Genomic DNA, 21,070 nt, shown 5'->3' with positions numbered 1-21,070 from the left:
GGTGGTGGAACTCGAAGCGGAAGTAGAGGGCCGTCCCTGACCGGTAGCCGACAAATCGTTTCCACGCCGGACACCTGATCCCGCCGCACGCCTAATACTCCTTCCCCTGGCCACACCACCCGCCGATGATCCGAAGCTTTCCCCGGAAGCATCGGAAACCATGACCCTGGCCGTCCTTAAAAGCCGTGGACTGACTGGAATGCAAGCCCCGCGGGTCACGGTGGAGGTCCACCTTGCCACCGGCTTGCCCGCATTCACCATCGTCGGCCTGCCCGAAGCAGAGGTGAAGGAAGCGCGCGACCGGGTCCGGGCCGCGCTGCTCAATGCCGGCTTCGAATTTCCCAACCGCCGCATCACCGTCAACCTCGCGCCGGCCGACCTGCCCAAGGAGTCCGGGCGCTTCGACCTGCCGATCGCGCTCGGTATCCTGATGGCGTCCGGACAGATACCGGCCAGGGACCTGGACCGGCACGAATTCGCCGGCGAATTGTCCTTGTCCGGCGAACTGCGGCCGATCCGCGGCGCGCTGGCAATGACCTACGCAATGCACAGGGAGGGTGCTGCCAGTGCATTCATCCTGCCCTTAGCCAATGCCGCAGAAGCGTCGCTGGTACGGGATGCGCTGGTCTATCCAGCCCGCTCCCTGCTCGAAGTGGCGGCGCATTTCGCCGCCCGCGACGACAGCGCCCGGCTGGCCCGCCACATCGCCGAGCACCCTCCAGGCCTGGCCGCGTGCCTAGACCTGGCCGAGGTGAAGGGACAGGCGCGGGCCAAGCGCGCGCTGGAAATCGCGGCCACCGGCGGCCACAGCCTGTTGATGGTCGGTCCGCCGGGCAGCGGCAAGTCGATGCTTGCCGCCCGCCTGTCCGGGATACTGCCGCCGATGACCGACGAGGAAGCCCTGGAGTCGGCGGCAGTGCAATCGCTCACCAGCGGCTTCCAGGTTGAACGATGGCGGCTGCGGCCCTACCGGGCGCCGCATCACACGGCATCAGCGGTGGCACTGGTCGGCGGTGGCAGCCCGCCGCGCCCGGGCGAAATCTCGCTGGCACACCGCGGCCTGCTGTTCCTCGACGAGCTTCCGGAGTTCGACCGCAGGGTGCTGGAAGTGCTGCGTGAACCGCTGGAGTCCGGCCGGATCACGATCTCGCGCGCGGCCCGCCAGGCTGATTTTCCGGCCCGTTTCCAGCTGGTCGCAGCAATGAATCCGTGTCCCTGCGGTTACCTCGGGCACCCGGTAGTTCGCTGCCGATGTTCGCCGGATGCGATCGACCGCTATCAGTCCCGGCTGTCCGGACCGCTGCTGGACCGCATCGACCTGCAACTGGAGGTGGGAGTAGTGGAACAGGATGAGTTACGCAACGCCGCTGCCGGCGAGCCGTCGGCAGCGATAGCCGAGCGCGTTGCCACTGCCCATGCCTTGCAACTGGCCAGGCAGGGGAGGGCAAATTCGGAGCTGACGCCTTCCGCGATCGAACAAGTCTGCCGCACCGAACCGGCAGCCGAAAATCTGTTGCGCAGCGCCATGACGCGCTTCGCATGGTCGGCCCGCGCAGCGCATCGGGTACTGAAACTGGCGCGCACCATTGCCGACCTGGCCGGGAGCGAGATGATCTCGGCGGCCCATGTGGGAGAGGCGATCCAGTATCGGCGAGCCTTGCGTCCGCGCGACTGAAGCAGGCCGGTCAAGCGACCGCCCATCCGGCCACGGGCGACACCGAGGTGGCGACCAGTGAAAAAAGCCCTCCGCGTTGAAGGGCTTTTTCCTGTAATGCGGCCAAGCCGGCAAGTCGATTGCCTGTTGCCGGCCTGGCCCGGTTTCAGTTCACCGTGATGTTTCCATCACGTACAACTTTACCCCAGCGGGCCGTTTCGGATGTGACCAGGCCGGCCAGTTCTTCCGGCGTGGACGGTGCGGGTGTCGCGCCTTGCGAGGCAATGCTCTTTTTCACTTCGGACAAATTGAGCAAATGGACGATATCGGCGTTGATCTTCTTGATGATTACCGGCGGCGTGCCGGCTGGAACGAACACGCCCCACCACGAGGTCACCTCATAGCCGGGCACGCCGGCCTCTATCATCGTCGGCACGTCAGGAAGCTCGACGGAGCGCTTCGGTGAAGTGACTGCCAGCGCCCGCAACTTGCCAGCCTTGATGTTGGCAATCGCCGCCGGCAGGTTTTCGATGGCCATTGGCACGACACCGGCCATTACATCGGTCAGGGCCGGGCTGCTGCCTTTATAGGGCACATGCGCAATCGGTGTGCCGGTCATGCTCTTGAACAGCTCGGACGACAGGTGTGGCGAGGTGCCGGCGCCCGAACTGGCATAGAAAGCCTTGGCCGGATTGGCCTTGAAGTAAGCCAGCAACTCTGAAACCGACTTGACCGGCACGTCCGGGTTCACGACCAGCACATTGGGCACCGTCGCGATCTTGGAGACCGGCGCAAAATCCTTGATGTGGTCGTATCCCGGGTTCTTGTACAAGGCCGGGTTGATCGCATGGGTGTTGATGGAGCTCATGAAGATCGTATAGCCATCAGCCGGCGAACGCGCAGCAGCCTGGGCGCCGAGATTGCCGCCTGCGCCGGGACGGTTCTGGACCACAACCGCTTGTCCCCACGTCTTTGCCAGGTTATTGGCGACCAGGCGGGTGAAATAATCCGACGAACCGCCGGGCGGGAACGAAACGATGATGCTCACTGGCTTGTTCGGATAGTCCAGTGCCTGCGCCTGGACAGACGTGGCCAGCACGGCCATGCTGCCTACTGCCAGCAGGCTCGAAACAAGGCTTGGTACAGCGCTCTTGAAAATGCTTCTCATGAAACTTCCCATGTTGAGGTAATAGGCAGGCACGCGATTCGGCCTGTGCAAAGTAATGGATCCACGGTCAGCTGTTAGCCGCATTTCCGCTCGTCCATGCTGCTGTCGTCTCCAATTCCCTGGCTCGGTTTTTCAGGAGATTGCGATCGACCTTGGCCGTGCCGGCCAAAGGCAATTCGTCAACGACCTGTACCCGCCGTGGATAGTGGTATGCGGGGCCGTTCGCCAGCGCAAACGCCTTGATGTCCTCGAAATTTATCTGTGTGCCGGGCTTGGGCACGAGAAAAGCCACCGGCATCTGGCCGCGCTCTTCATCGCTCAAGGGCACGACGCAAGCCTGCCGGACTTGCGGATGCTTCTCCAGCATTTTTTCCACTTCGCCCGGATGAATGTTTTCACCCGAGCAGACAAACATGTCGTCAGCGCGCCCGACAAAGAAATAGAAACCGTCCTCGTCGCGCCGCATGATGTCGCCGCTGTAATACCAGCCATCCTGCAACACTTCGGCGGTTTTCTCCGGAAGGTTCTGGTAGCCGGTGAACATGGCCGGATTGCGCGAAACCAGGACACCCTCGTTTTCATCCGGTCCATCGACCAGCCTGATCTCGGTTTCCGGGGTGGCGTAGCCGACTGACAAGGGCGGCGAAGGCCGCCCGTCGGGATGCGGCCCGAAATTCCCGGCGCCGGCTTCGGTCGAGCCATACCCATGTGTAAGCCGGACGCCGGGCAGGGCGGCCTTGATGCGCTCCCATAGCGCCAGGGTCATGGGCGCGGACGCAAGCGACACCCGCCGCAACGAGGACAAATCGCGCTTCTCCAGCAATTCGGGATTGCGGAAAATCCGCGCGAACATGGTCGGGATCGCCGACAGGGCATTGATCTGGTAACGCTCCAGCGTATCGACATAGGTGGAGACGTCGAATGAAGGCAGTATCACCAGCGTGCCGCGGCTGGCAAATGTGCGCTTGGCCAGGATCAGGCCATTCATGTGGAACAAGGGCTGCGCAAGAAGATAGCGTTCCGGCTCCGGGGTTGCCGGCAGTGCGGTGCGGGACACCACCCACAATTGCCCGGAATGGGGCAGCAGGACGCCTTTTGGATTCCCGGTCGAGCCCGAGGTATAAATGATCTGCCCGATCTCCTGCTCGCCGACTTTCACGGTATCGAAGCGGGCCGGTTTTACCCGTGACGAGAAACCCTGGTCGTCATCGCCGTCAAAATCAATCACAGGGACCCGGCCATCCAGCTGAACCCGGCTCGCGCCATCGACAAACGCAAATTCAATGGCCGCGTCATCCAGGATGTAGTCGATCCGGTCTTTGGGAAGCTTGATGTTGATCGGCACCACAACCATGCCGGCACGCTGGATACCGAAATAGGCGAACAGGAATTCCGCCCTGTTGAGCGATGCAATCGCAACGCGCGCGCCCCGCTTCAGTCCGGCTGCAACGAGCGCATGGCTGACACCGCCGCAATACCCATCGAATTCGGCGTAGGTGTAGGTGCGCGGCTTGTCTCGATCGCGCAAATCGATGATCGCGGGGCGATCCGGCTGTTCGCCCGGATCACTCAACTCCCCAATGTTGTTCCAGCGCTGTGACATGCTGATTTCCACTCCTTTACTGAATGATCGCCAGGCGTGCCCGTCATTGATAGCCGCCGGGCAAAGCCTGTCATGATGCCTGCATTACATTGCCGTTGGTGATCCGCCGGTGATCAGCCGCCTGCTTCCAGCGTCGAATAGGTCGCCCGTCCTACCGCGAGCAGCACCTGCGACTCGTTGTAGATATCGACGTCGGCCACGCCAACGCTGCGTCCGTTTCTCCGCACCTTGGCGACTGCAATCAGCGCGGTATTGATCGCCGGCCGGAAATAGTCGACCCGGAAGTTGACCGTCGGCAAGCCGCGCCCGTGCAGCATTCCCACCGCGTAATCGCCAACGGTGTCGATGATCGCGGCAATTGGTCCGCCATGCCATTGGCCGCTGCCACGGCCGCGCTCGAATTCCGCACGCATGGGAATGCGCATCGTCAGCAGTCCCTGCTCATAATCGATGTCAGTCACTGTCATGCCCAGGAAACTCATGAATGGCGAGCTGTCGAGTTTTTCCTGGATTTCCTGCGTCGTCAGGCGCGCGCTCATGATGCCACCACGATTTTGCCGAACACTTTGCGCTGCTCGATGGTGTCGAGCGCCGCGGCGGCGTCCTCCAGCGGCCATATGCGGTCGATGGGAGCCTTGAGTTTTCCGCTATTCACCAGGTCCAGCAGAGCAACCAGGTCGCTCCTGTCCCAGCCGTTGGAGCCCCGGATCTGGAGTTCGAAGCTCCAGACATAGCGCAGGTCTTCCTTGGGATCGAAACCTGCCGTCGCCCCGCAGGTCAGCAACCGGCCGCCCAGGCGCAGGCAGCGCAGTGACTTGACCCAGGTATCGCCGCCGGTGAAGTTCACGACGACATCCACCCCGCCCGATACTTTTGTGCGGTTGCGGCCAGGCTTGCCTGTCAGCTCATGCACCGCCTTCATGAAATCGGTCTGGGTGTAAAGGATGATGTGGTCGGCGCCCAGTTCTTTCAGGCGCGCGCCCTTTTCTTCCGTCCCGGCGCAGGCGATCACCTCGGCACCCGCCAGCTTGGCCAGCTGCACGCAACATACGCCGACACCACCGCTGGCGCCGAGAATCAGCACTTTCTCGCCTGCCTTGATCTGTCCGATGCTTTGCATCATCCGGTGCGCGGTGCCGTAGGCCACAGGCAGCGCCGCGGCTTGCTCGAAAGGCACGCCGTCGGGGATGCGGATCAGCTGATGTGCGCGCACGCGGCAACGTTCGGCCAGGCCGCCGTGCACGGTTTCGCCGATCAAGCCGCCTTCGACCTTGTTCGACGGGTCGGCCAGCACGCGGTCGCCGACTGCCCATCCTTCGACGCCGGGCCCGACTTCAATGATCTCGCCAGCGACATCCAGGCCCATGATCACCGGGAACGGCAGGTTAATGCCCGGCATGCCGCGCCGGGTGAACACATCGTGATAGTTGAGCGACGATGCTTTTACCCTGATCACGACATCGCCTTCGCCTGCCACCGGATTCGGGAAGTCTGTCTCCAGCTTCATTTTCTCGCCGCCGCCGTGCTCCCGCAAAACCATTGCTTTCATCTGAATATTCTCCTGGGGGTTTTAATGATGGCTACCACGCGCTCACGCCCGCGATAGCCTGTTGTGTAATTTCCATACTGTGGCGCAGCACCGACCTGCGCCAGCTGTTCGAAACCGGGACAAACGCATCCAGCAAATCGCTGCGCAAGTGTGCATCCCGCATGGGATCGGGATGCAAATGCGATTTGTGGCGCAACCATTGATCCAGCCGCAGCGAATAGCGGGTACCGAGGCCACGCGTACCAAACTCGATCACTGCCCCGACCACGGGCCGGTCTCCCAAAAATTCCTGGAGCCCGAAGAAAACCAGACCCTGATAGTTTGGCCGCGCCATTCCATTCGGGCGCTGTCCGAGGACGCGGTCTGCTCCCCACCAGCTGGCCGCCCGGGCCTGCAATTTACCGCCATCTTCGTTGAAGCATAAAAAAAAGGGTTCGGCATAATCACCGATACCGGTATGCCAATCAATGAAACCGACCTGCCTGGCATGCTCCAGATGGACCTGGACTATCGTTTCCAGCGTTCGGTTCGACCACTCGCGCTGGCTGCCGCCATACACCAGGCCATCGGGATGACTGTACTGGCCGCTGGCCAGTGCGTTGTAGAGAGCATCCGCCCCGAACTGCTCCCCGTACAGCCGGGCAGCCTCGTCCGCCTGCTGGATCCGTGCCTCGGTCCAGTGGTCCGGAATGATCTTTTCATGCAATGACGCGTAAGCCTGATTCTGCGGATAGGCCGCATTGTGGTTCACGAAATTGCGATTCAGGTCCACGTTATTTTCCGTGGTGCGCGAGCCATGCTGATGGCCATAGGGATTCAGGCTATGGACAAGAAGCACGCCCAGGTCTGCGGGCAATGCCTGCGCGCCGCCGCTCTTCATCCATGCGATCTGCGCCGCGGATCCTGCCGCCCCTTCCAGGCCATGGGTGCCGCTGACGATAAGCAACTGTTTTGCTGCGGCAGGATTGCCCAGGTGCGCGACATCGATGCTCAGCGCGCTCCCATCTGGCGCCAACTGTTCTGGATGTTGGTAGGCGCACAACCGGGCTCCCGCCGCTTGCGCAGCAAGACGGAATTTTTCACGCGCTCCGCTGTAGTCAAGGGCAAAGCAGTCCCAGTAGTCCGGTATCAAGGGTGACATCGCAGCGGACATCACAGCGGGCATCACGGCCTGCATTGCAGCCGGCCTCACAGGCATTCCCGTTCAACAAACATCACGGCGGCACCCATGGCCTGCCCGGCGTGAACCAGGATGTAGTCGCTGCCAGCGACCGACGCCACTCCGCCCTGCGCGATTGCCAGTCGTGCAGCTTGCAGCGACTTCGTCTGCAAGACAACTGCCACCATCCGGTCCGTCCCATCCGGCGCTGCGGATGTACCTGGACCGAAACGCGCCTGTGCGGCGGCCGGCGTCATGAAGTGAATCGCGGCCTTGCCGGCGGCGAGGATTTTGCAGTCGCGTCCGTCATCGGCGCATTCCGTGTCGAACAATTTTTCGTATAGCGCGCACGAACGCGCCGGATCTTCACTGGCGATGACAAATCCGATGATGTCGGTGACTTCGTTAGGGTGCTCCTGCCATTCATGCTGCCAGACCAGGTGTGGTGTCAGATGATGGCAAAAAAATGCCCGCCCATTTGGAACCAGATGGGGGGCCAGGTTGACGGTCCGGAAACGCGCCTCTTCCGTCCCCGACTTTGTTTGTACCGGCCGATGAAATTCACGCGGCGCGTCCACCGGAATATCGCGTGCCTGGATTTCTCGAAACAGGCCCTCGGCGTCATCCGCCTTGAATACCAGGCCGCCCAGGCCTTGAACTTGCTTCGCAAGTTCAGGCCGGCTTGCGGCAGATTCGTAACCTAGCAATTCGAGGTAATTCTCCCCGAATATGCATAAGTGGTTGCTGGATCCAAGCGTGTGATATCCGCGCGGTGTCAGGGAAAATCCCAGGCGCGTGAATGTATCGACCGCCTGGTCCAGATTTTCACGGACGTTGATGACTGCATGATCCAGTATTGGTTTCATGTTTTCCATTTGATTCAATGCCTTGTAACCACAAGCCAGGCTGCCTGCTCGCCGCGATGGCAGCCTGCACGCCAGTTAATCTTCCAGAACAACCGGAATGTTATCCGACCTCACGCAAAATATTGCACGCCACCTCACCATCTTCATTCGCGCAACGGGAAGCGGCATCGAGCGCCTGGACCATGTCGGCGATCAGGTCATCCGTGCTTTCAAGGCCGGCGTGGATGCGTAACATGGGTCCACCCGGCAGTCGCCGGCCGAAATTTCTGGTCACCGAATCGACCGGCAATGCGAGGCTCTCGAACCCGCCCCACGACAAACCGATCCCGAACAGCTTGAAACTCTTGAACAAGGTAGAAAGTTGATGCCGGGACATGGGCTTCAGGATGATGCCGAACAATCCGCTGGCGCCATGGAAGTCGCGCTTCCATAAAGCGTGTCCCGGATCGCTCGCCAGGGCTGGATGCAAGACCTTCTCCACGGCCTCATGGCGCCTGAGTCTTTCAGCCAGCAATACGCCATTCTCCCAATGCCGCTGCATGCGAACCGCGAGGGTACGAAGTCCTCTCAGCGCCAGGAATATGTCATCCGGTCCGGCAGTTTCGCCAAAATCGAAAGCGCTGGCCTGCAAGGCGGGCCAGGCTCGCTCGTTCGCGGTTGCCACGCCAAGCAGGGCGTCGGAATGCCCCACGATATATTTCGTTGCGGCGTGGACGGAAATATCCACCCCGTGCTCGAACGGCCGGAAATAGAGTGGCGTCGCCCAAGTGTTGTCCATCACGACGAAGGCACCCGCACTGTGGGCTATTTGCGCAATTTGCGGAATATCCTGCACTTCAAAGGTCAGCGAACCCGGGGACTCTACATAAACCACCCTCGTATTTTCTTTTACCCGCTCAGCCATGCCGGCCGCATCGAGGGGATCGAAATACTCGACGGCAATCTGCAACCGGCTCAGCACCCGCTCCGCGAAAATACGGGTCGGCCCGTATACGCTGTCGCTCATCAGCACATGGTCGCCAGCTTTCAGGAGGCCCAGCAGGGTATGGGTACAGGCCGAAAGGCCGGAGGGAAACACGATTGACCGATATCCCCCTTCCAGTTCACTGATCGCATCTTCCAGGGACCGGGTAAGCGGCGTGCCAAAGCGGCCGTAGCTTGCCATCGGATTGCCCGCAGTCTTGCGCGATTCCCACTCTTCCAGCGTTCCGGAAAGTATGGTCGAGCCGCGGTAAACCGGGACATTGACCATGCCCGAATGGTCGGCAGAAGAACGTCCTATATGGGCAAGCTTGGTGCAGGTGCCGGGCAAGGAGTAGTCCACAGGCTGGTTTTGCATACACGGAATATCCAGTTGAATTATCTGGAAATATTCTACGCAGCGGCCGCGGAATGGAATTTCAATTTCATCGGCAATAACCGGGCTTTATGGTATTTTTTACTACCATACTAACTTTTAGTGGATGTTTCTTCCAATATGCGAATCCCATCTGAAAAACTTGACCGCTTCGATCGGGAGATCCTCTCCATCCTGCAGGAAGATGCGACGGTGTCGGTAGCGGAGCTGGGAGAGCGGGTGGGACTCAGCCCGACGCCTTGCTGGCGCCGCATTCAAAAGCTGGAAGAGCGCGGGGTAATCCGCAAAAGGGTCGCATTGCTGGACCCTGCCCAACTGAATGTCGGCGTGACGGTTTTCATTTCGATACGCACCAATGAGCACAATATCGAATGGTTCGCGTCCTTCCACAGGCTGGTAAGTGCCCTGCCTGAGGTGACCGAGTTCTATCGGGTAGCCGGCAACACCGACTACCTGCTGAAAGTCGTGGTCTCCAGCATCGAGGATTACGACCGGATCTACAAAACCCTGATCCAGGGCGCCGCGCTGTCGGATGTCAGCTCCATGTTTGCCATGGAGCAGATCAAATATACGACCGCACTACCGCTTGGCCATGCCGGCTGAACCGCGATTGCACGATTGAAACAGTTGGCGCGGTCCGCATCCGCAGATGTTGCATAATGAATCCGTCGTAAAACCCCAAAAAACAGAGGAGACAAGAATGGATGACAGACGCAGGAGCCTGCTCAAGACCGTTGCCACTGCTGGCGTAGGCGCCGTAGCAGGATGCGCATTGCCGACCACGGCCAGCGGCGACGCCAAAACGCCGTTCAAGGTGGCGCACACGATGATCCCCATTGTCGGCAGCTCGGACATGTTCCCGGTGCGGCGCATCTACTGCATCGGCCGCAACTATGCGGCGCACGCGCGCGAGATGGGTTCAGACCCGACGCGGGAGCCACCGTTTTTCTTCCAGAAGCCAACCGACGCAATCCAGCTGGTCATGCCAGGAAAGACGGTTGACCACCCGTATCCGCCACTGACCAAGAACTACCATTACGAAATCGAACTGGTCGCGGCACTGTCAAAAGGCGGGCGCAATATTCCAATGGACAAGGCGCTTGACCTTGTTTTCGGCTATGCGGTCGGGCTGGACATGACGCGCCGCGACCTGCAGCGGGCAATGGGCGACCAGAAAAAGCCCTGGGAGATCGGCAAGAGCTTCGACCGTTCGGCCCCGATCGGTCCGATCCATCCGGTCTCGAATGTCGGTCATTTCAAACAGGGTGCGATCTCGCTCAAGGTCAATGGCACCGTAAAGCAGAACTCGAATCTGAAGCAGATGATCTGGTCGGTCGCCGAACAAATCAGCAAGCTGTCGGAAGCCTTCGAACTGCAGCCAGGCGACATCATCTACTCCGGCACGCCGGAAAATGTCGGCCCGGTGGTCAGGGGTGACCTGATGCAAGGGCACATTGACGGACTGCCCGACATCAACGTGCGCGTGGTCTGATACCGGCACGGGGCGGCAAAACCATCTTCGCGCGCGAGGAAGCCGCCCCTGCCATCAGCCCTCTGAATATCCATTCAGCCTCTGCAAAAAAGGAGCGGCCAAGCCGCTCCTTTTCCCGTCACGCGTCCCGCAGCGATCATTGAACGTTGATCACACCCGCAACGCCAGCGCCAACGACAGCAGCCTGGCCAGCATTGGTGACAGTGATCGAGGTTCCCACTACCGGCGTGGTCTCGTCGGCCTTGCGCATTGCCACGTTCGACAAGGTGGCGAGCATGTCGAACTTGCCGGCCATGTTCTTGGCCGTTGCCAGCCCTGCTGCTCCGGCCAGCGCCCGGGTGATCGCCGTTTCCAGGTCCAGCACCAGCATGTTGCTGGTGCCATCGCCAGCAACTGCGTCGAGCCGGACCAGATCAGCTGCATCGGCCGTGGCATCGACTGCCGCGCCAGTCGCCGGCACGTAATGAACATAGACCTTTGCGCCAGCCGGAACCGCAACACTGAACGCGCCTGCCGGGCTCACCGTCAGCGTGACCTTGTCGATCATCAGCTGCAGCTGTTCAGCCTGCTCGCCGGGAGCGGCCGATGCTGCCTTCTCGGTCAAGTCGATCGCGATGCGGGCGGTCTTGGCCTGGCCATCGGCCGTATCCATTCCAATCGGAGAAATGCGCATGCCGAATTGCGTCAGCGGGGCATTGGTGCCAGTCGTGAAGGGGCCGGCATCGCCAGGGAAGCTGGCGAGCTGGTCGGCAGTGATGACCGTGTTGCTGAACATCACTTGATCGCTGGTCAGGCGGAGAAATCCGCTCAGCACGGAATTGTCGGCTGTGGGCGGAGTGGCGGTAGGAATCAACGGCGCGGGACTACTCACTGCGGTAACCGGCGTGTCACTGCCGCCGCCGCAAGCAGCGAGAAGCATCGACACGGCAACCGCTAACAGGACATTCTTGCGCTTGAACATTTCAGGTTTCCTCACTCAGGTTTATAAACAGGCTTGCTACAAGCAAAAGGAACCGGATGATGGACGCCAGCATCTGCGAAAATGCGTGCCCTCAACGTCCCGCAGATGGCTTCACGACATCGCTGTCGCCTGCTCGCTGGGGATGTTTTCCCCGGTCCTGAGCGAGGGACACTGCGGGCTGCAGCAGAGGCCCTCCGACAGGACCGAAAGCTCATCGGTCAACCGATCAACCAGGCAATGCCTGTTGATGTGAAGCCACTGTACTGGCGACGCCACACGGCAATCTTGTGGTCAATCAAGCATGGAAAAAAACATCGGCTGCAGGCCTCGAATCCGAATGGAAACTTGCGCGGGCACAAACTCGAGCTCATAGGGAAATTCAGGCGCTGCCGAGCCGCGAACATGCCGTTTTCGAATGGAATAATTGCCGCAGAAAAATAAAACTTTTACCTTGGCAATTGGATCTCCGCGTGCAACGAGGCTTATTAAGCGGAAAGCCTCCCGGCCTTAATTTGGCACAAGTGAAAAGCCGAAAAATTCTTTGATCATGGATGCGCAGGGGGAATCCATATTTCCCCGCGCGCGATGCTTGCGCGTGCCTTTGCATCGGCGCTGAATTTTCCAAGGAGGCTGGTTTGAAAGTGCAAACGATATTGGAGTTGGTGGCGGCGGCCGCAGTAGCATTGACCCTGGCTGGATGCGGCGGCGGCGATGGCGCAATCGCTGCTGCTCCCGCAGATGCGGCAGTGGCGTCCAACACGACGCCGTTGAAGCCGACCTCTGCCGCGAGCAGCGTGGTGCAGGAAATCGACTACTACGGCGATTCGACGGTCTGGGGATTTGCGAGCGGCACCAGCGGCACCCGGGTAGCACAACCGGCGCCCTCGATTTTTGCCTCGCTATTGCCTGCTGCAGCACGCTACACGGTTCGTAATGAGGGCGTCAGCCGCACCACTGCCTGCCAGCTGTTGGGTGGAACCGATGGCACGCACCCGGACTGGCCTACGCAAATGAGAAACTCGACCGCGAAATTCGTCATCATCAATCACGCGATCAATGACCAGCGCGCGGATATCGGCGAGTCGGTCAGCGCATACAAGACTTGCCTGACCTCGCTTGCACAGATTGCAAAGCAGCAGGGAAAGAATGTGATCTTCGAGACACCCAACCCAACCGACCAGACCGGTGCCGGCCTTGACCAATACGTGACGGGAATGAAGGAGGTCGCGGCCGCCGAGCGGCTGAACCTGATCGATCAGTACCAGTACCTGCTGACCTATCTGAACGGGCAGGCTATCAGGACGCTGATGCCCGATGGAATACATCCGGACGACGACACCTATGTGCTCAAGGGCCGCTTCGCTGCCGCAGAGTTCTTGAAAATGTCATATTGACCGCAGAGCGCCGTCGGACCAACGGAAAACACCGATGATCAAATCACTGGAGGGGGGACGCGGTCTGGCTGCATTGATCGTTGCCCTGTACCACCTCAAGATCGGCACCGCCGAATGGTCGGTGCTGCGCAACGGTTACCTGTTCGTCGACCTGTTCTTCGTGCTGAGCGGATTCGTCATCTGCGCAGCCTACTCCAGCCGGATGAATGACAGCGATGATTTTCGCTCGTTTTTCATCCGCCGCACCGGGCGCCTGCTACCCCTGCTCTGGTTCACCACGCTGTTCTTCATCCTGGTGCAGAACGGCATCGTGCTGGCAAAGCGGATTGCAACATTCTCCGGACACGATGCATTTCTCAGGGCACCGGGCACGCTCGATTATTTCGTGCCGGATCCGCTACAGTTGCTGGCGGTGGCCACTTTCACGCACGGCATGGGCCTGTTTGAGGACCTGGTCATCAACACGCCGAGCTGGAGCATCAGCACCGAGTTCTTCACTTACCTGCTGTTCGCAGGCGTCTGCCTGCTTTTCCGTGGCCGCACGCGGGTCGTGATGTTCGCCTTGCTCGCGATCGCCGGGTTGGCGATATCGGCCTGGGGGGCGGTCACGGTGCACAACTGCCTGGCCGTGGGCGGTTGCCTGTCGCTGACCTATGACTTCGGCTTTCCCCGCACGGTTTTCTCTTTTTTCCTGGGCACCCTGTGCTGGCATTTTTCGCAAATCCGGAATACTGGTGGCACCCTGTTCACGGTCGCCGGTTCGTTGCTGCTGCTGGCGCTGCTGATGCTGGTCGACGGCCGGCCCATGCTGGCGTTTGGGTTTCCTTTCGCATTCGCCCTGCTGATTCTGGGGGTGAGCGGGGACCATGGCTGGCTGGCCGGCGTACTGAAAACCCGGCCGCTGCAAATCCTGGGCGAGCGCTCCTATTCGATCTACCTGATGCACATGCCGCTGGTGATGATCTTCGAGAACTTGGCGCATCGGACTGAATCGCCGGCATTCAGGGGCGCCGTCCTGCTGAGCTTCGTCGCCACCTTGCTGATCCTGTCCGGCTGGACATACCGCTTCATCGAACAGCCATTTCGCCATATGTTCAACCGGCTGGCGGACCGCAAAGCCTTGTCCGCCAGCGAACTCGCCATGGCCAAGGATTGACCAGTCTGCGCGCAAAGGTAACTTCCTTGCGTTTGCGCAATATCGGAGATGAGCTACGTTCTACGATGGAACCGGTTCTTCACCGAAGCACCACTCCCTGGAAGTTTTAGCCCGCCACCGCAAGGTTCGCGGGCTTCTTTTTGGTTCCGGCCCGGCACGCCGGGACTGAAGCCGGCCGCCGCTGCTGTTACCATCACGGCCATGCCGAAAAAAAACCATATCTGGCGACATCTTGCGTGCGCGGCCTTGTGCTTTCCCCTGCTGTCCGGATGCTCCCCCGCGCTCGACTGGCGCGAGATACGCGCAACAGAAGCGCCCTATACCGTGCTGATGCCTGCCAAACCGGCCGTGCACACCAGGAAAGTGACGCTTGACGGCATCGAGGTCGACATGACGATGCGAGGCGCCGAAGTCGATGGCGTCACCTATGCCGTCGGCACCGTGGTCATGCCGGACGAACAACAGGCGGCGAAGGCAGCAGGCACATTGCAGGCGGCGCTGGTACGCAACCTCGCCGGCTCGGTGCAACAGCAAAAGAGTGTCAATGCGGCCGGACTGCCCATGAGTCAGATACTGGCCAGTGGCAAGTCGCCGCGCGGCGAAGCGATCCAGCTGCATGCGCGCTTTGCGTCCCGCGGCAACCGCGCCTACCAGGTGATCGTGTTCGGCCCGGCTAGCAAGGTCAGCACCGACGCTGCCGACACCTTCCTCGAGTCATTCCGTCCCATCCAGCAATGAGCGCACCACCCAATTACCTCACTGGCGCCCTGGCGATCCGGGTATTCGTCTGTTTTGCCGCCGGATACTTGTTGTCCTATGCATTCAGGTCCATCAACGCGGTGATCGCACCGGCCTTGCTGGCTGACCTGAACCTGTCGAATTCCGACCTCGGTCTGTTGTCGGCCGCCTATTTCATCACGTTCGCCGCGCTCCAGTTGCCAATGGGGATCTGGCTGGACAAGTATGGTTCACGGCGAACCGAGGCAGCGCTGCTGGTGTTTGCGGCAGCAGGCGCGGCCGTATTTGCCGCCAGCACCAGCCTGGCAGGCCTTTGGGTGGGCCGGGCGCTGATCGGCGTTGGCGTGTCCGCCTGCCTGATGGCGGCGTTGACGGCGTTCCGCCAGTGGTATGCGCTGGAGCGCCAGGCACAATTGGCGAGCTGGATGCTGTTTGCCGGCACCGCCGGGGCGCTGTCGGCCACGGTTCCGGTCACCTTGATGATTCCGCATATCGGTTGGCGCGGAATTTTCGGGCTCATGGCCGGCCTGATCCTGCTGGTAGCGGCCGCCGTATTTTTCCTGCTGAAGCCGGCCGAACGCCAGATCCCCCGGCCGCAGCGCGCGACCCAACCCGGCGCGCCGCCCCAGGGATACCGCGAAATTTTCGGGAATGCCTATTTCCAGCGAATGGTGGTGCTCGGATCGGTCTGCATGGGTATTTTCGTGGCACTGCAGACCTTGTGGGTCGGCCCTTGGCTGACCACGGTGCAGGGCCTGGATCCGACCCGGGCGTCGGAAGTGCTGTTCGGCTTCAATCTCGCGCTGATGGCTGGTTACCTTGCCCTGGCGTGGTGGGCGCCGCGGCTTATTGCCCAAGGTGGGCGCGGCCGCTGGCCGGCCACCACCGTGCTCACGGTCGGCACCTCGGGCACGCTGCTGACGCAGGCGCTTATCGTGATGGTGAATGGCGAATATGCGTGGCTGCTCTGGATGGTGCTCGCCATATTTGCGCCGATCCTCTCACTGGTCCATACGCAGGTCAGCATCAGTTTTCCGCAGCACCTGGTCGGGCGCGCAAACAGCGCCTATAACATGACTGTGTTCCTGTTCGCTTTCATCGCGCAATGGGGCATCGGCATCGTGATCGACGGCTTCAGGTTGATGGGCCTGTCACACATCGATGCCATGAGAGCCACACTGGCAATCTGCGTTGTGCTGCAACTGGCTGCGCTAATCGCATTTGCGATGCATCGTAGCCGCGCGCCCGGCGCTGCTGTATCGTCATAGTCGGATCAGGCCGTAAAAATGAGGACTCCCATGCTTGTAACATTCAAATCCAAAGCGGCTGCGGACGTGTTGATGTACGGTGAACACGCCCGCCATATTCTCGAACTTCTTGGCAAGACCGCCGGCGAACGTGGCGTGATTACCGCGGCCGAGACTGGGCCCGCCATTGCGCGGCTGGAACAGGAGATTGCCGAGGCTCGGGCGCATGCGCTCTCCGAGGATATCCGGCACGATGTCGAGGCCCATCAAAGCGCCGACAATGATGACCATGAGCACGAACCCAGCCAGCCAGTGAGTTTCCCCACCCGCGCCTATCCGCTGCTGGAAATGCTGCGAGCGGCAAACCGTGGCGGCCATAACGTGGCCTGGGGCATCTGAGATGCCGTCGGCCTTCCAACCGGTACTCTCCTAATTGAGCACGAACATCGCAAAAGCCCCGCCGCAGGGGTCGCTGGCTGCGGCATTGCTGCTGGCGGCGGAGGCCGTTGCCGCAGTCACGCAGGGCACGGCGCTGCCGGCCGCCCTGGCTTCGGTATTCAATCCATCCACGACACCCGAAACCCGTGGTGCGGCGCAGGACATCGCCTACCGCTGCATGCGCCGCCTGGGTACCGCCGACGCCGTGATCCAGCTGGTAGCCGCGCGCCCGCCGCAACCAGCGCTGCTGGCAAGCCTGCTCCAGTGCGCCGTCGCCTTGCTGCTCGACCCGCAACGTCCATACGAACCCTACACCGTGGTCGACCAGGCGGTCGATGCCATCGCCTCCAATCCCCACACCGCGCATACGAAGGGCATGGTGAATGCCGTTCTGCGACGCATCTTGCGCGAGGAGCAGGTACTCACACAGCAAGTCCTCTCCAGGCTCCGGGCGCGCTGGAATTACCCGGACTGGTGGGTGCGCGGCATGCAGCAGGCCTGGCCGCAACAATGGGAATCGATACTCATGGCCGGCAATGCCGCGCCACCGCTGACCCTTCGTGTCAATCGCCGGAAATGCGAAGTCCCGCAATACCTCGAGCTGCTGGCAGCCCACGGCATGCAGGGAATCCAGCTCGGCCCGCAGGCGGTACGGGTGATGCAGCCCGTGCCCGTGGCCCGGCTTCCCGGCTTTGCCGACGGCCTGGTCTCGGTGCAGGACGCTGCTGCGCAACTGGCGGCGCCTCTGCTTGACCTGCACGACGGCCAGCGCGTACTGGATGCCTGCGCTGCGCCGGGCGGCAAGACCTGCCACATGCTGGAACTGGCCGAACTTGACCTGACGGCCCTGGATGTCGACCCGCTCCGGCTCAGGCGGGTGCAGGAAAACCTGGACCGGACCGGCCTGACGGCCAAGCTGGTGCAGGGCGATGCCGCCGGCGCAGGCTGGTGGGACGGCGCCCCGTTCGACCGAATATTGGCAGACCTTCCCTGCACCGCCTCGGGAATCGTGCGCCGCCATCCTGACATCCGGTGGTTGCGGCGGCCTGAAGACGCCAGCCGGCTGGCCCGGCATTCAGCCTCGATACTGGACAATCTCTGGCGCATGCTGGCGCCGGGCGGCAAGCTGCTGCTGGTGACCTGCTCGCTGTGGCCCGAAGAATCGGCATTGCAGGCCCAGGCCTTCGCGGCGCGGACAGGAGCCCGCCCGCTGCCGGCGCCAGGACAGCTGCTGCCCGAAGCAAATCCACAACAGGATCACGACGGGCTTTTCTATGCGCTGTTCCAAAAGGCTCCAGTTTGATAAAGTGGTGACCAACGCCACGCCCGCAAGGCGCACGGCAAGCGGCATGCCCGGGCACTGCAAGCCCCCCGATAACCATAAGATACGCTGCCCGACAGCGGCCCGACCCTGACCCCATCACCAGTGACTCGACGACTCTTTCAGGCATGCTGGATCTGGTTGGCGTTGACCTTCGCAATGTCCGCCCTGCTGGCCCCCGCGCCAGCCCGGGCAGACGGGGTGGACGTGATGCAGGCGCATCTGGAGTCCGGCGAGGAGGGCGTTCGCCTGTCCGCGGCCTACTCCTTCGAGCTGAACCGCGGCCTGGAAGACGCACTGGGGCGCGGTATCCCGATGTATTTCACTACCGAGGTGGCGATCTCCCGCCCCCGCTGGTACTGGTTTGACGAGACCACCTTGCGCGCAGCGCAGACTACCCGGCTGTCGTATAACGTGCTGACACGCCAGTACCGGATCTCGACTGGCGGGCTGCAACAGAGCTACGCCACGCTGGAAGATGCACTGTCCCCGATCCGCAGGCCGCCGCGCTGGCTGGTGGCGCCGCGTGGCGCCCTCAAGAGCGGCGAGACCTACCAGGTCTCGCTGCGCATGGGCCTGGATGTGGGACAGCTGCCCAAGCCGTTCCAGGTCAACGCCATGAATAACAGCGACTGGCGTCTCAGCTCGGACTGGAAAACTTTCAGCTTCCGGATGGATGGGCGGTGACACGCGCGCTGCGGTACTTGCTGGTGGTGGGCGGCGCGGTTGTCTGCATACTGCTGTTCCTGCTCGCGTCGGCCTCGGAAAACTCCGCATTCTTCGATCGGCATTATCCGTGGCTGCTCGGACTGAATGCGCTGATCGCCGTCGCGCTGCTCGGACTGGTTACGCTGCTGCTGACCCGGCTCTACCGCCGCTATCGGGCACGCAGATTCGGTTCGCGCCTGATGGCCCGGCTGGTGATGATGTTCGCACTGATCGGCATTCTTCCCGGACTCGTGATCTATCTGATGTCGGTGCAGTTCGTCTCGCGCTCGATCGAATCCTGGTTCGACGTGCGCGTCGAATCCGCGCTCGAATCAGGGCTGACGCTCGGCCGTACCGCCCTCGACAGTGCGCTGTCCGACCTCTCATCGAAGGGGCGCAGCATGGCCACTGCGCTGGGCGACTCGGCGGACGGCGGACAGGTGACGCAACTGTCGCGGCTGCGCGAGCAATACCAGGTGCAGGAGGCAGTCATCGTGTCGGGCAAAGGACGCGTCATCGCATCCGATGGCGGCGCGCTGGGCATGCTGCGGCCCGACCTGCCGTCGTCGGCGATGCTGACCCAGGCCCGGCTGCATCGATCCTTTGCCGCGCTGGAAGGCGGCAGCGAAGCGGTCACGCGCTCGGGCCTGCCACAGGACAGCATCCCGCTTCGGCTACGGGTAGTGGTCGCCATCCCGACCCTCTCCAACGCCCTGCCGGTACCCAGCGAACAACGCTACCTGCAACTGTTGCAGACAGTGCCGACCCAGCTTGCGACAGACGCCGAAGCGTTGCGCGCCGCCTACAGCGAATATCAGGAACGCTCTCTCGGCCGCTCCGGCCTGCGCAAGATCTACCTGGTCACCCTGACGCTGACGCTGCTGCTCGCCATCTTCGGCGCGATCACCAGCGCCTTCCTGATTGCCAACGAACTTGCCAAGCCGCTCCTGCTGCTGGCGCAGGGAACCAAGGCGGTCGCCGAAGGCAACCTGTCACCGCGGCCGATCGTGGCCAGCAACGACGAGCTGGGCACGCTGACGCAATCCTTCAACCAGATGACACGGCAATTGTCCGACGCACGCTCAGCAGTGGAACAGAACCGCGCGGAACTGGAGAACGCAAAGGCGTATCTCGAATCCGTGCTGGCCAACATGTCGGCCGGCGTGATGGTGCTCGACCAGCAGTTCCACATCGAGACCTGCAACCAGTCCGCCGCGCGCATCCTCCAGCATGACTTCGAGCAGGAAATCGGCCAGTCCCTGGAGTCGATCGATGGCTTGGGTTCCTTCGCACAATCGATCACCCAGGCATTCCTGGAACAAAGCGCACAGCAGGCAGGCGAACCGGGCGCGCCCGGCGTGCACTGGCAGCAACAGCTGGAAGTGCCTGGCCAGGCCCCCAGCACCGATGGCGACACCACGCTGACGCTTCTGGCGCGCGGCTCCCGCCTGCCGGTCGGCGCCGGCTATGTCGTGGTGTTCGACGACATTTCGGACGTGATCTCCGCCCAGCGCTCCATTGCGTGGGGCGAGGTTGCCCGCCGCCTCGCGCATGAAATCAAGAATCCGCTGACGCCGATCCAGCTTTCAGCCGAGCGCCTGCAGATGAAGCTCGAAGGCAAGCTGGCCGAACCGGATGCAGCAATACTGCAACGGGGCACGACCACCATTGTCAACCAGGTCACGGCCATGAAGCGCATGGTGGACGACTTCCGCGACTATGCAAAGACGCCGCCGGCGGTGCTGGCGCCGCTCGACATCAACGCGCTGATCGAGGAGATTCTCGGCCTTTACATCGCCGGCGACGATCGTGACATCATCCACACCCAACTCGCGCCCGGCCTGCCGAAGATCATGGGCGATGCGACCCAGTTGCGCCAGGTGATCCACAACCTTCTGCAAAATGCGCAAGATGCCGTGCTCGAGCGCGCCGACAAGGCGATCCCGGCCCATATCGATGTCGTCACTGAAGAGATCCGGTATGAAGATGCCAACGGCAGCCCGCGTTCGGCGGTGCGCCTGACGATCTGCGACAACGGTCCCGGCTTTTCAGCGAAGATACTGGCCCGCGCATTCGAGCCCTACGTCACGACCAAGCAACGCGGCACCGGCCTGGGTTTGGCGATGGTCAGGAAAATCGTTGAAGAACATGGCGGCCGTATTGATCTGAACAATCGGCCGGATACAAACGGGGCTAGAATCTTCATCCTGTTGATGAAGTTAGCCGAGACTAATTAAGAAGGGCGATGACGCGCTGATC

At 61.6% G+C, this 21,070-nt stretch carries 20 protein-coding genes; 12 read left to right on the top strand and 8 right to left on the bottom strand.

Going from position 1 to position 21,070, the window contains the following annotated elements; translation table 11 throughout:
* Positions 1–160 precede the first annotated feature (160 nt).
* On the top strand, positions 161–1,675 hold the full coding sequence (locus FVE66_RS13105) for a YifB family Mg chelatase-like AAA ATPase (protein WP_151447901.1): 1,515 nt from the start codon (positions 161–163) through the stop codon (positions 1,673–1,675).
* Between the two features lie 145 nt (positions 1,676–1,820).
* On the opposite strand, the gene FVE66_RS13100 is transcribed toward FVE66_RS13105, so the two are convergent.
* The 7 genes from FVE66_RS13100 to metC all read right to left on the bottom strand — a co-directional run bounded on the left by FVE66_RS13100 (position 1,821) and on the right by metC (position 9,338).
* Complete coding sequence (locus FVE66_RS13100; RefSeq protein ID WP_421829874.1) at positions 1,821–2,759, bottom strand: Bug family tripartite tricarboxylate transporter substrate binding protein; 939 nt, start codon at positions 2,757–2,759, stop codon at positions 1,821–1,823.
* 130 nt (positions 2,760–2,889) lie between these two features.
* The gene (locus FVE66_RS13095) at positions 2,890–4,425 is read right to left on the bottom strand and encodes a class I adenylate-forming enzyme family protein (protein WP_151447899.1); all 1,536 of its coding nucleotides are present in this window, start codon (positions 4,423–4,425) and stop codon (positions 2,890–2,892) included.
* Positions 4,426–4,538: 113 nt separating this feature from the next.
* Entirely contained in the window at positions 4,539–4,964 is a 426-nt protein-coding gene (locus FVE66_RS13090; RefSeq protein WP_151447898.1) for a PaaI family thioesterase, read from the bottom strand.
* On the bottom strand, positions 4,961–5,974 hold the full coding sequence (locus FVE66_RS13085; RefSeq protein WP_151447897.1) for a quinone oxidoreductase family protein: 1,014 nt from the start codon (positions 5,972–5,974) through the stop codon (positions 4,961–4,963). Before FVE66_RS13085 ends, FVE66_RS13090 begins: the two co-directional genes overlap by 4 nt.
* Before the next feature lie 31 nt (positions 5,975–6,005).
* Positions 6,006–7,139, bottom strand: a complete 1,134-nt coding sequence (locus tag FVE66_RS13080) for a M14 family metallopeptidase (protein ID WP_421829753.1) — start codon at positions 7,137–7,139, stop codon at positions 6,006–6,008.
* Between the two features lie 23 nt (positions 7,140–7,162).
* Positions 7,163–7,999, bottom strand: coding sequence for a VOC family protein (locus FVE66_RS13075; protein ID WP_241673204.1), 837 nt, complete (start codon positions 7,997–7,999; stop codon positions 7,163–7,165).
* Positions 8,000–8,099: 100 nt separating this feature from the next.
* On the bottom strand, positions 8,100–9,338 hold the full coding sequence (gene metC / locus FVE66_RS13070) for a cystathionine beta-lyase (protein ID WP_151447895.1): 1,239 nt from the start codon (positions 9,336–9,338) through the stop codon (positions 8,100–8,102).
* 138 nt (positions 9,339–9,476) lie between these two features.
* Between metC and FVE66_RS13065 the strand changes: the two genes are divergently transcribed.
* Positions 9,477–9,959, top strand: a complete 483-nt coding sequence (locus FVE66_RS13065; protein WP_151447894.1) for an Lrp/AsnC family transcriptional regulator — start codon at positions 9,477–9,479, stop codon at positions 9,957–9,959.
* Between the two features lie 97 nt (positions 9,960–10,056).
* The gene (locus tag FVE66_RS13060; RefSeq protein WP_151447893.1) at positions 10,057–10,848 is read left to right on the top strand and encodes a fumarylacetoacetate hydrolase family protein; all 792 of its coding nucleotides are present in this window, start codon (positions 10,057–10,059) and stop codon (positions 10,846–10,848) included.
* Positions 10,849–10,984: 136 nt separating this feature from the next.
* Here the strand turns inward: FVE66_RS13060 and FVE66_RS13055 are convergent, their stop codons facing one another.
* Complete coding sequence (locus FVE66_RS13055) at positions 10,985–11,809, bottom strand: hypothetical protein (protein ID WP_151447892.1); 825 nt, start codon at positions 11,807–11,809, stop codon at positions 10,985–10,987.
* Between the two features lie 287 nt (positions 11,810–12,096).
* Here FVE66_RS13055 and FVE66_RS13050 point away from each other — a divergent pair, with 287 nt between their 5' ends.
* The 9 genes from FVE66_RS13050 (at position 12,097) to FVE66_RS13010 (ending at position 21,048) form a co-directional block, all read left to right on the top strand.
* Positions 12,097–12,354, top strand: coding sequence for a hypothetical protein (locus tag FVE66_RS13050; protein ID WP_151447891.1), 258 nt, complete (start codon positions 12,097–12,099; stop codon positions 12,352–12,354).
* 96 nt (positions 12,355–12,450) lie between these two features.
* Positions 12,451–13,203, top strand: coding sequence for an SGNH/GDSL hydrolase family protein (locus FVE66_RS13045; protein WP_241673203.1), 753 nt, complete (start codon positions 12,451–12,453; stop codon positions 13,201–13,203).
* Between the two features lie 34 nt (positions 13,204–13,237).
* On the top strand, positions 13,238–14,359 hold the full coding sequence (locus FVE66_RS13040; protein WP_151447889.1) for an acyltransferase family protein: 1,122 nt from the start codon (positions 13,238–13,240) through the stop codon (positions 14,357–14,359).
* Positions 14,360–14,560: 201 nt separating this feature from the next.
* Positions 14,561–15,097 carry a hypothetical protein gene (locus FVE66_RS13035; RefSeq protein ID WP_151447888.1) on the top strand — a complete coding sequence of 179 codons (537 nt, stop codon included), beginning with the start codon at positions 14,561–14,563 and terminating at the stop codon, positions 15,095–15,097.
* Entirely contained in the window at positions 15,094–16,365 is a 1,272-nt protein-coding gene (locus FVE66_RS13030; protein ID WP_151447887.1) for an MFS transporter, read from the top strand. Before FVE66_RS13035 ends, FVE66_RS13030 begins: the two co-directional genes overlap by 4 nt.
* A 30-nt stretch (positions 16,366–16,395) precedes the next feature.
* On the top strand, positions 16,396–16,743 hold the full coding sequence (locus FVE66_RS13025) for a DUF1840 domain-containing protein (protein WP_151447886.1): 348 nt from the start codon (positions 16,396–16,398) through the stop codon (positions 16,741–16,743).
* A 34-nt stretch (positions 16,744–16,777) separates the two neighbouring features.
* Entirely contained in the window at positions 16,778–18,085 is a 1,308-nt protein-coding gene (rsmB, locus tag FVE66_RS13020) for a 16S rRNA (cytosine(967)-C(5))-methyltransferase RsmB (RefSeq protein ID WP_151447885.1), read from the top strand.
* A 177-nt stretch (positions 18,086–18,262) separates the two neighbouring features.
* Entirely contained in the window at positions 18,263–18,790 is a 528-nt protein-coding gene (locus FVE66_RS13015; RefSeq protein WP_151447884.1) for a DUF4390 domain-containing protein, read from the top strand.
* Positions 18,787–21,048 (top strand): sensor histidine kinase, encoded by a 2,262-nt coding sequence (locus tag FVE66_RS13010; protein WP_151447883.1) that lies wholly within the window; start codon positions 18,787–18,789, stop codon positions 21,046–21,048. Before FVE66_RS13015 ends, FVE66_RS13010 begins: the two co-directional genes overlap by 4 nt.
* Positions 21,049–21,070: the final 22 nt, after the last annotated feature.

It is taken from the genome of Lacisediminimonas profundi (assembly GCF_008831265.1).
In the GTDB taxonomy this organism is placed as follows: Bacteria; Pseudomonadota; Gammaproteobacteria; order Burkholderiales; family Burkholderiaceae_D; genus Lacisediminimonas; species Lacisediminimonas profundi.
Note: the sequence above shows the minus strand (reverse complement) of the source record. Positions and strands in the feature narration are given on the sequence as shown.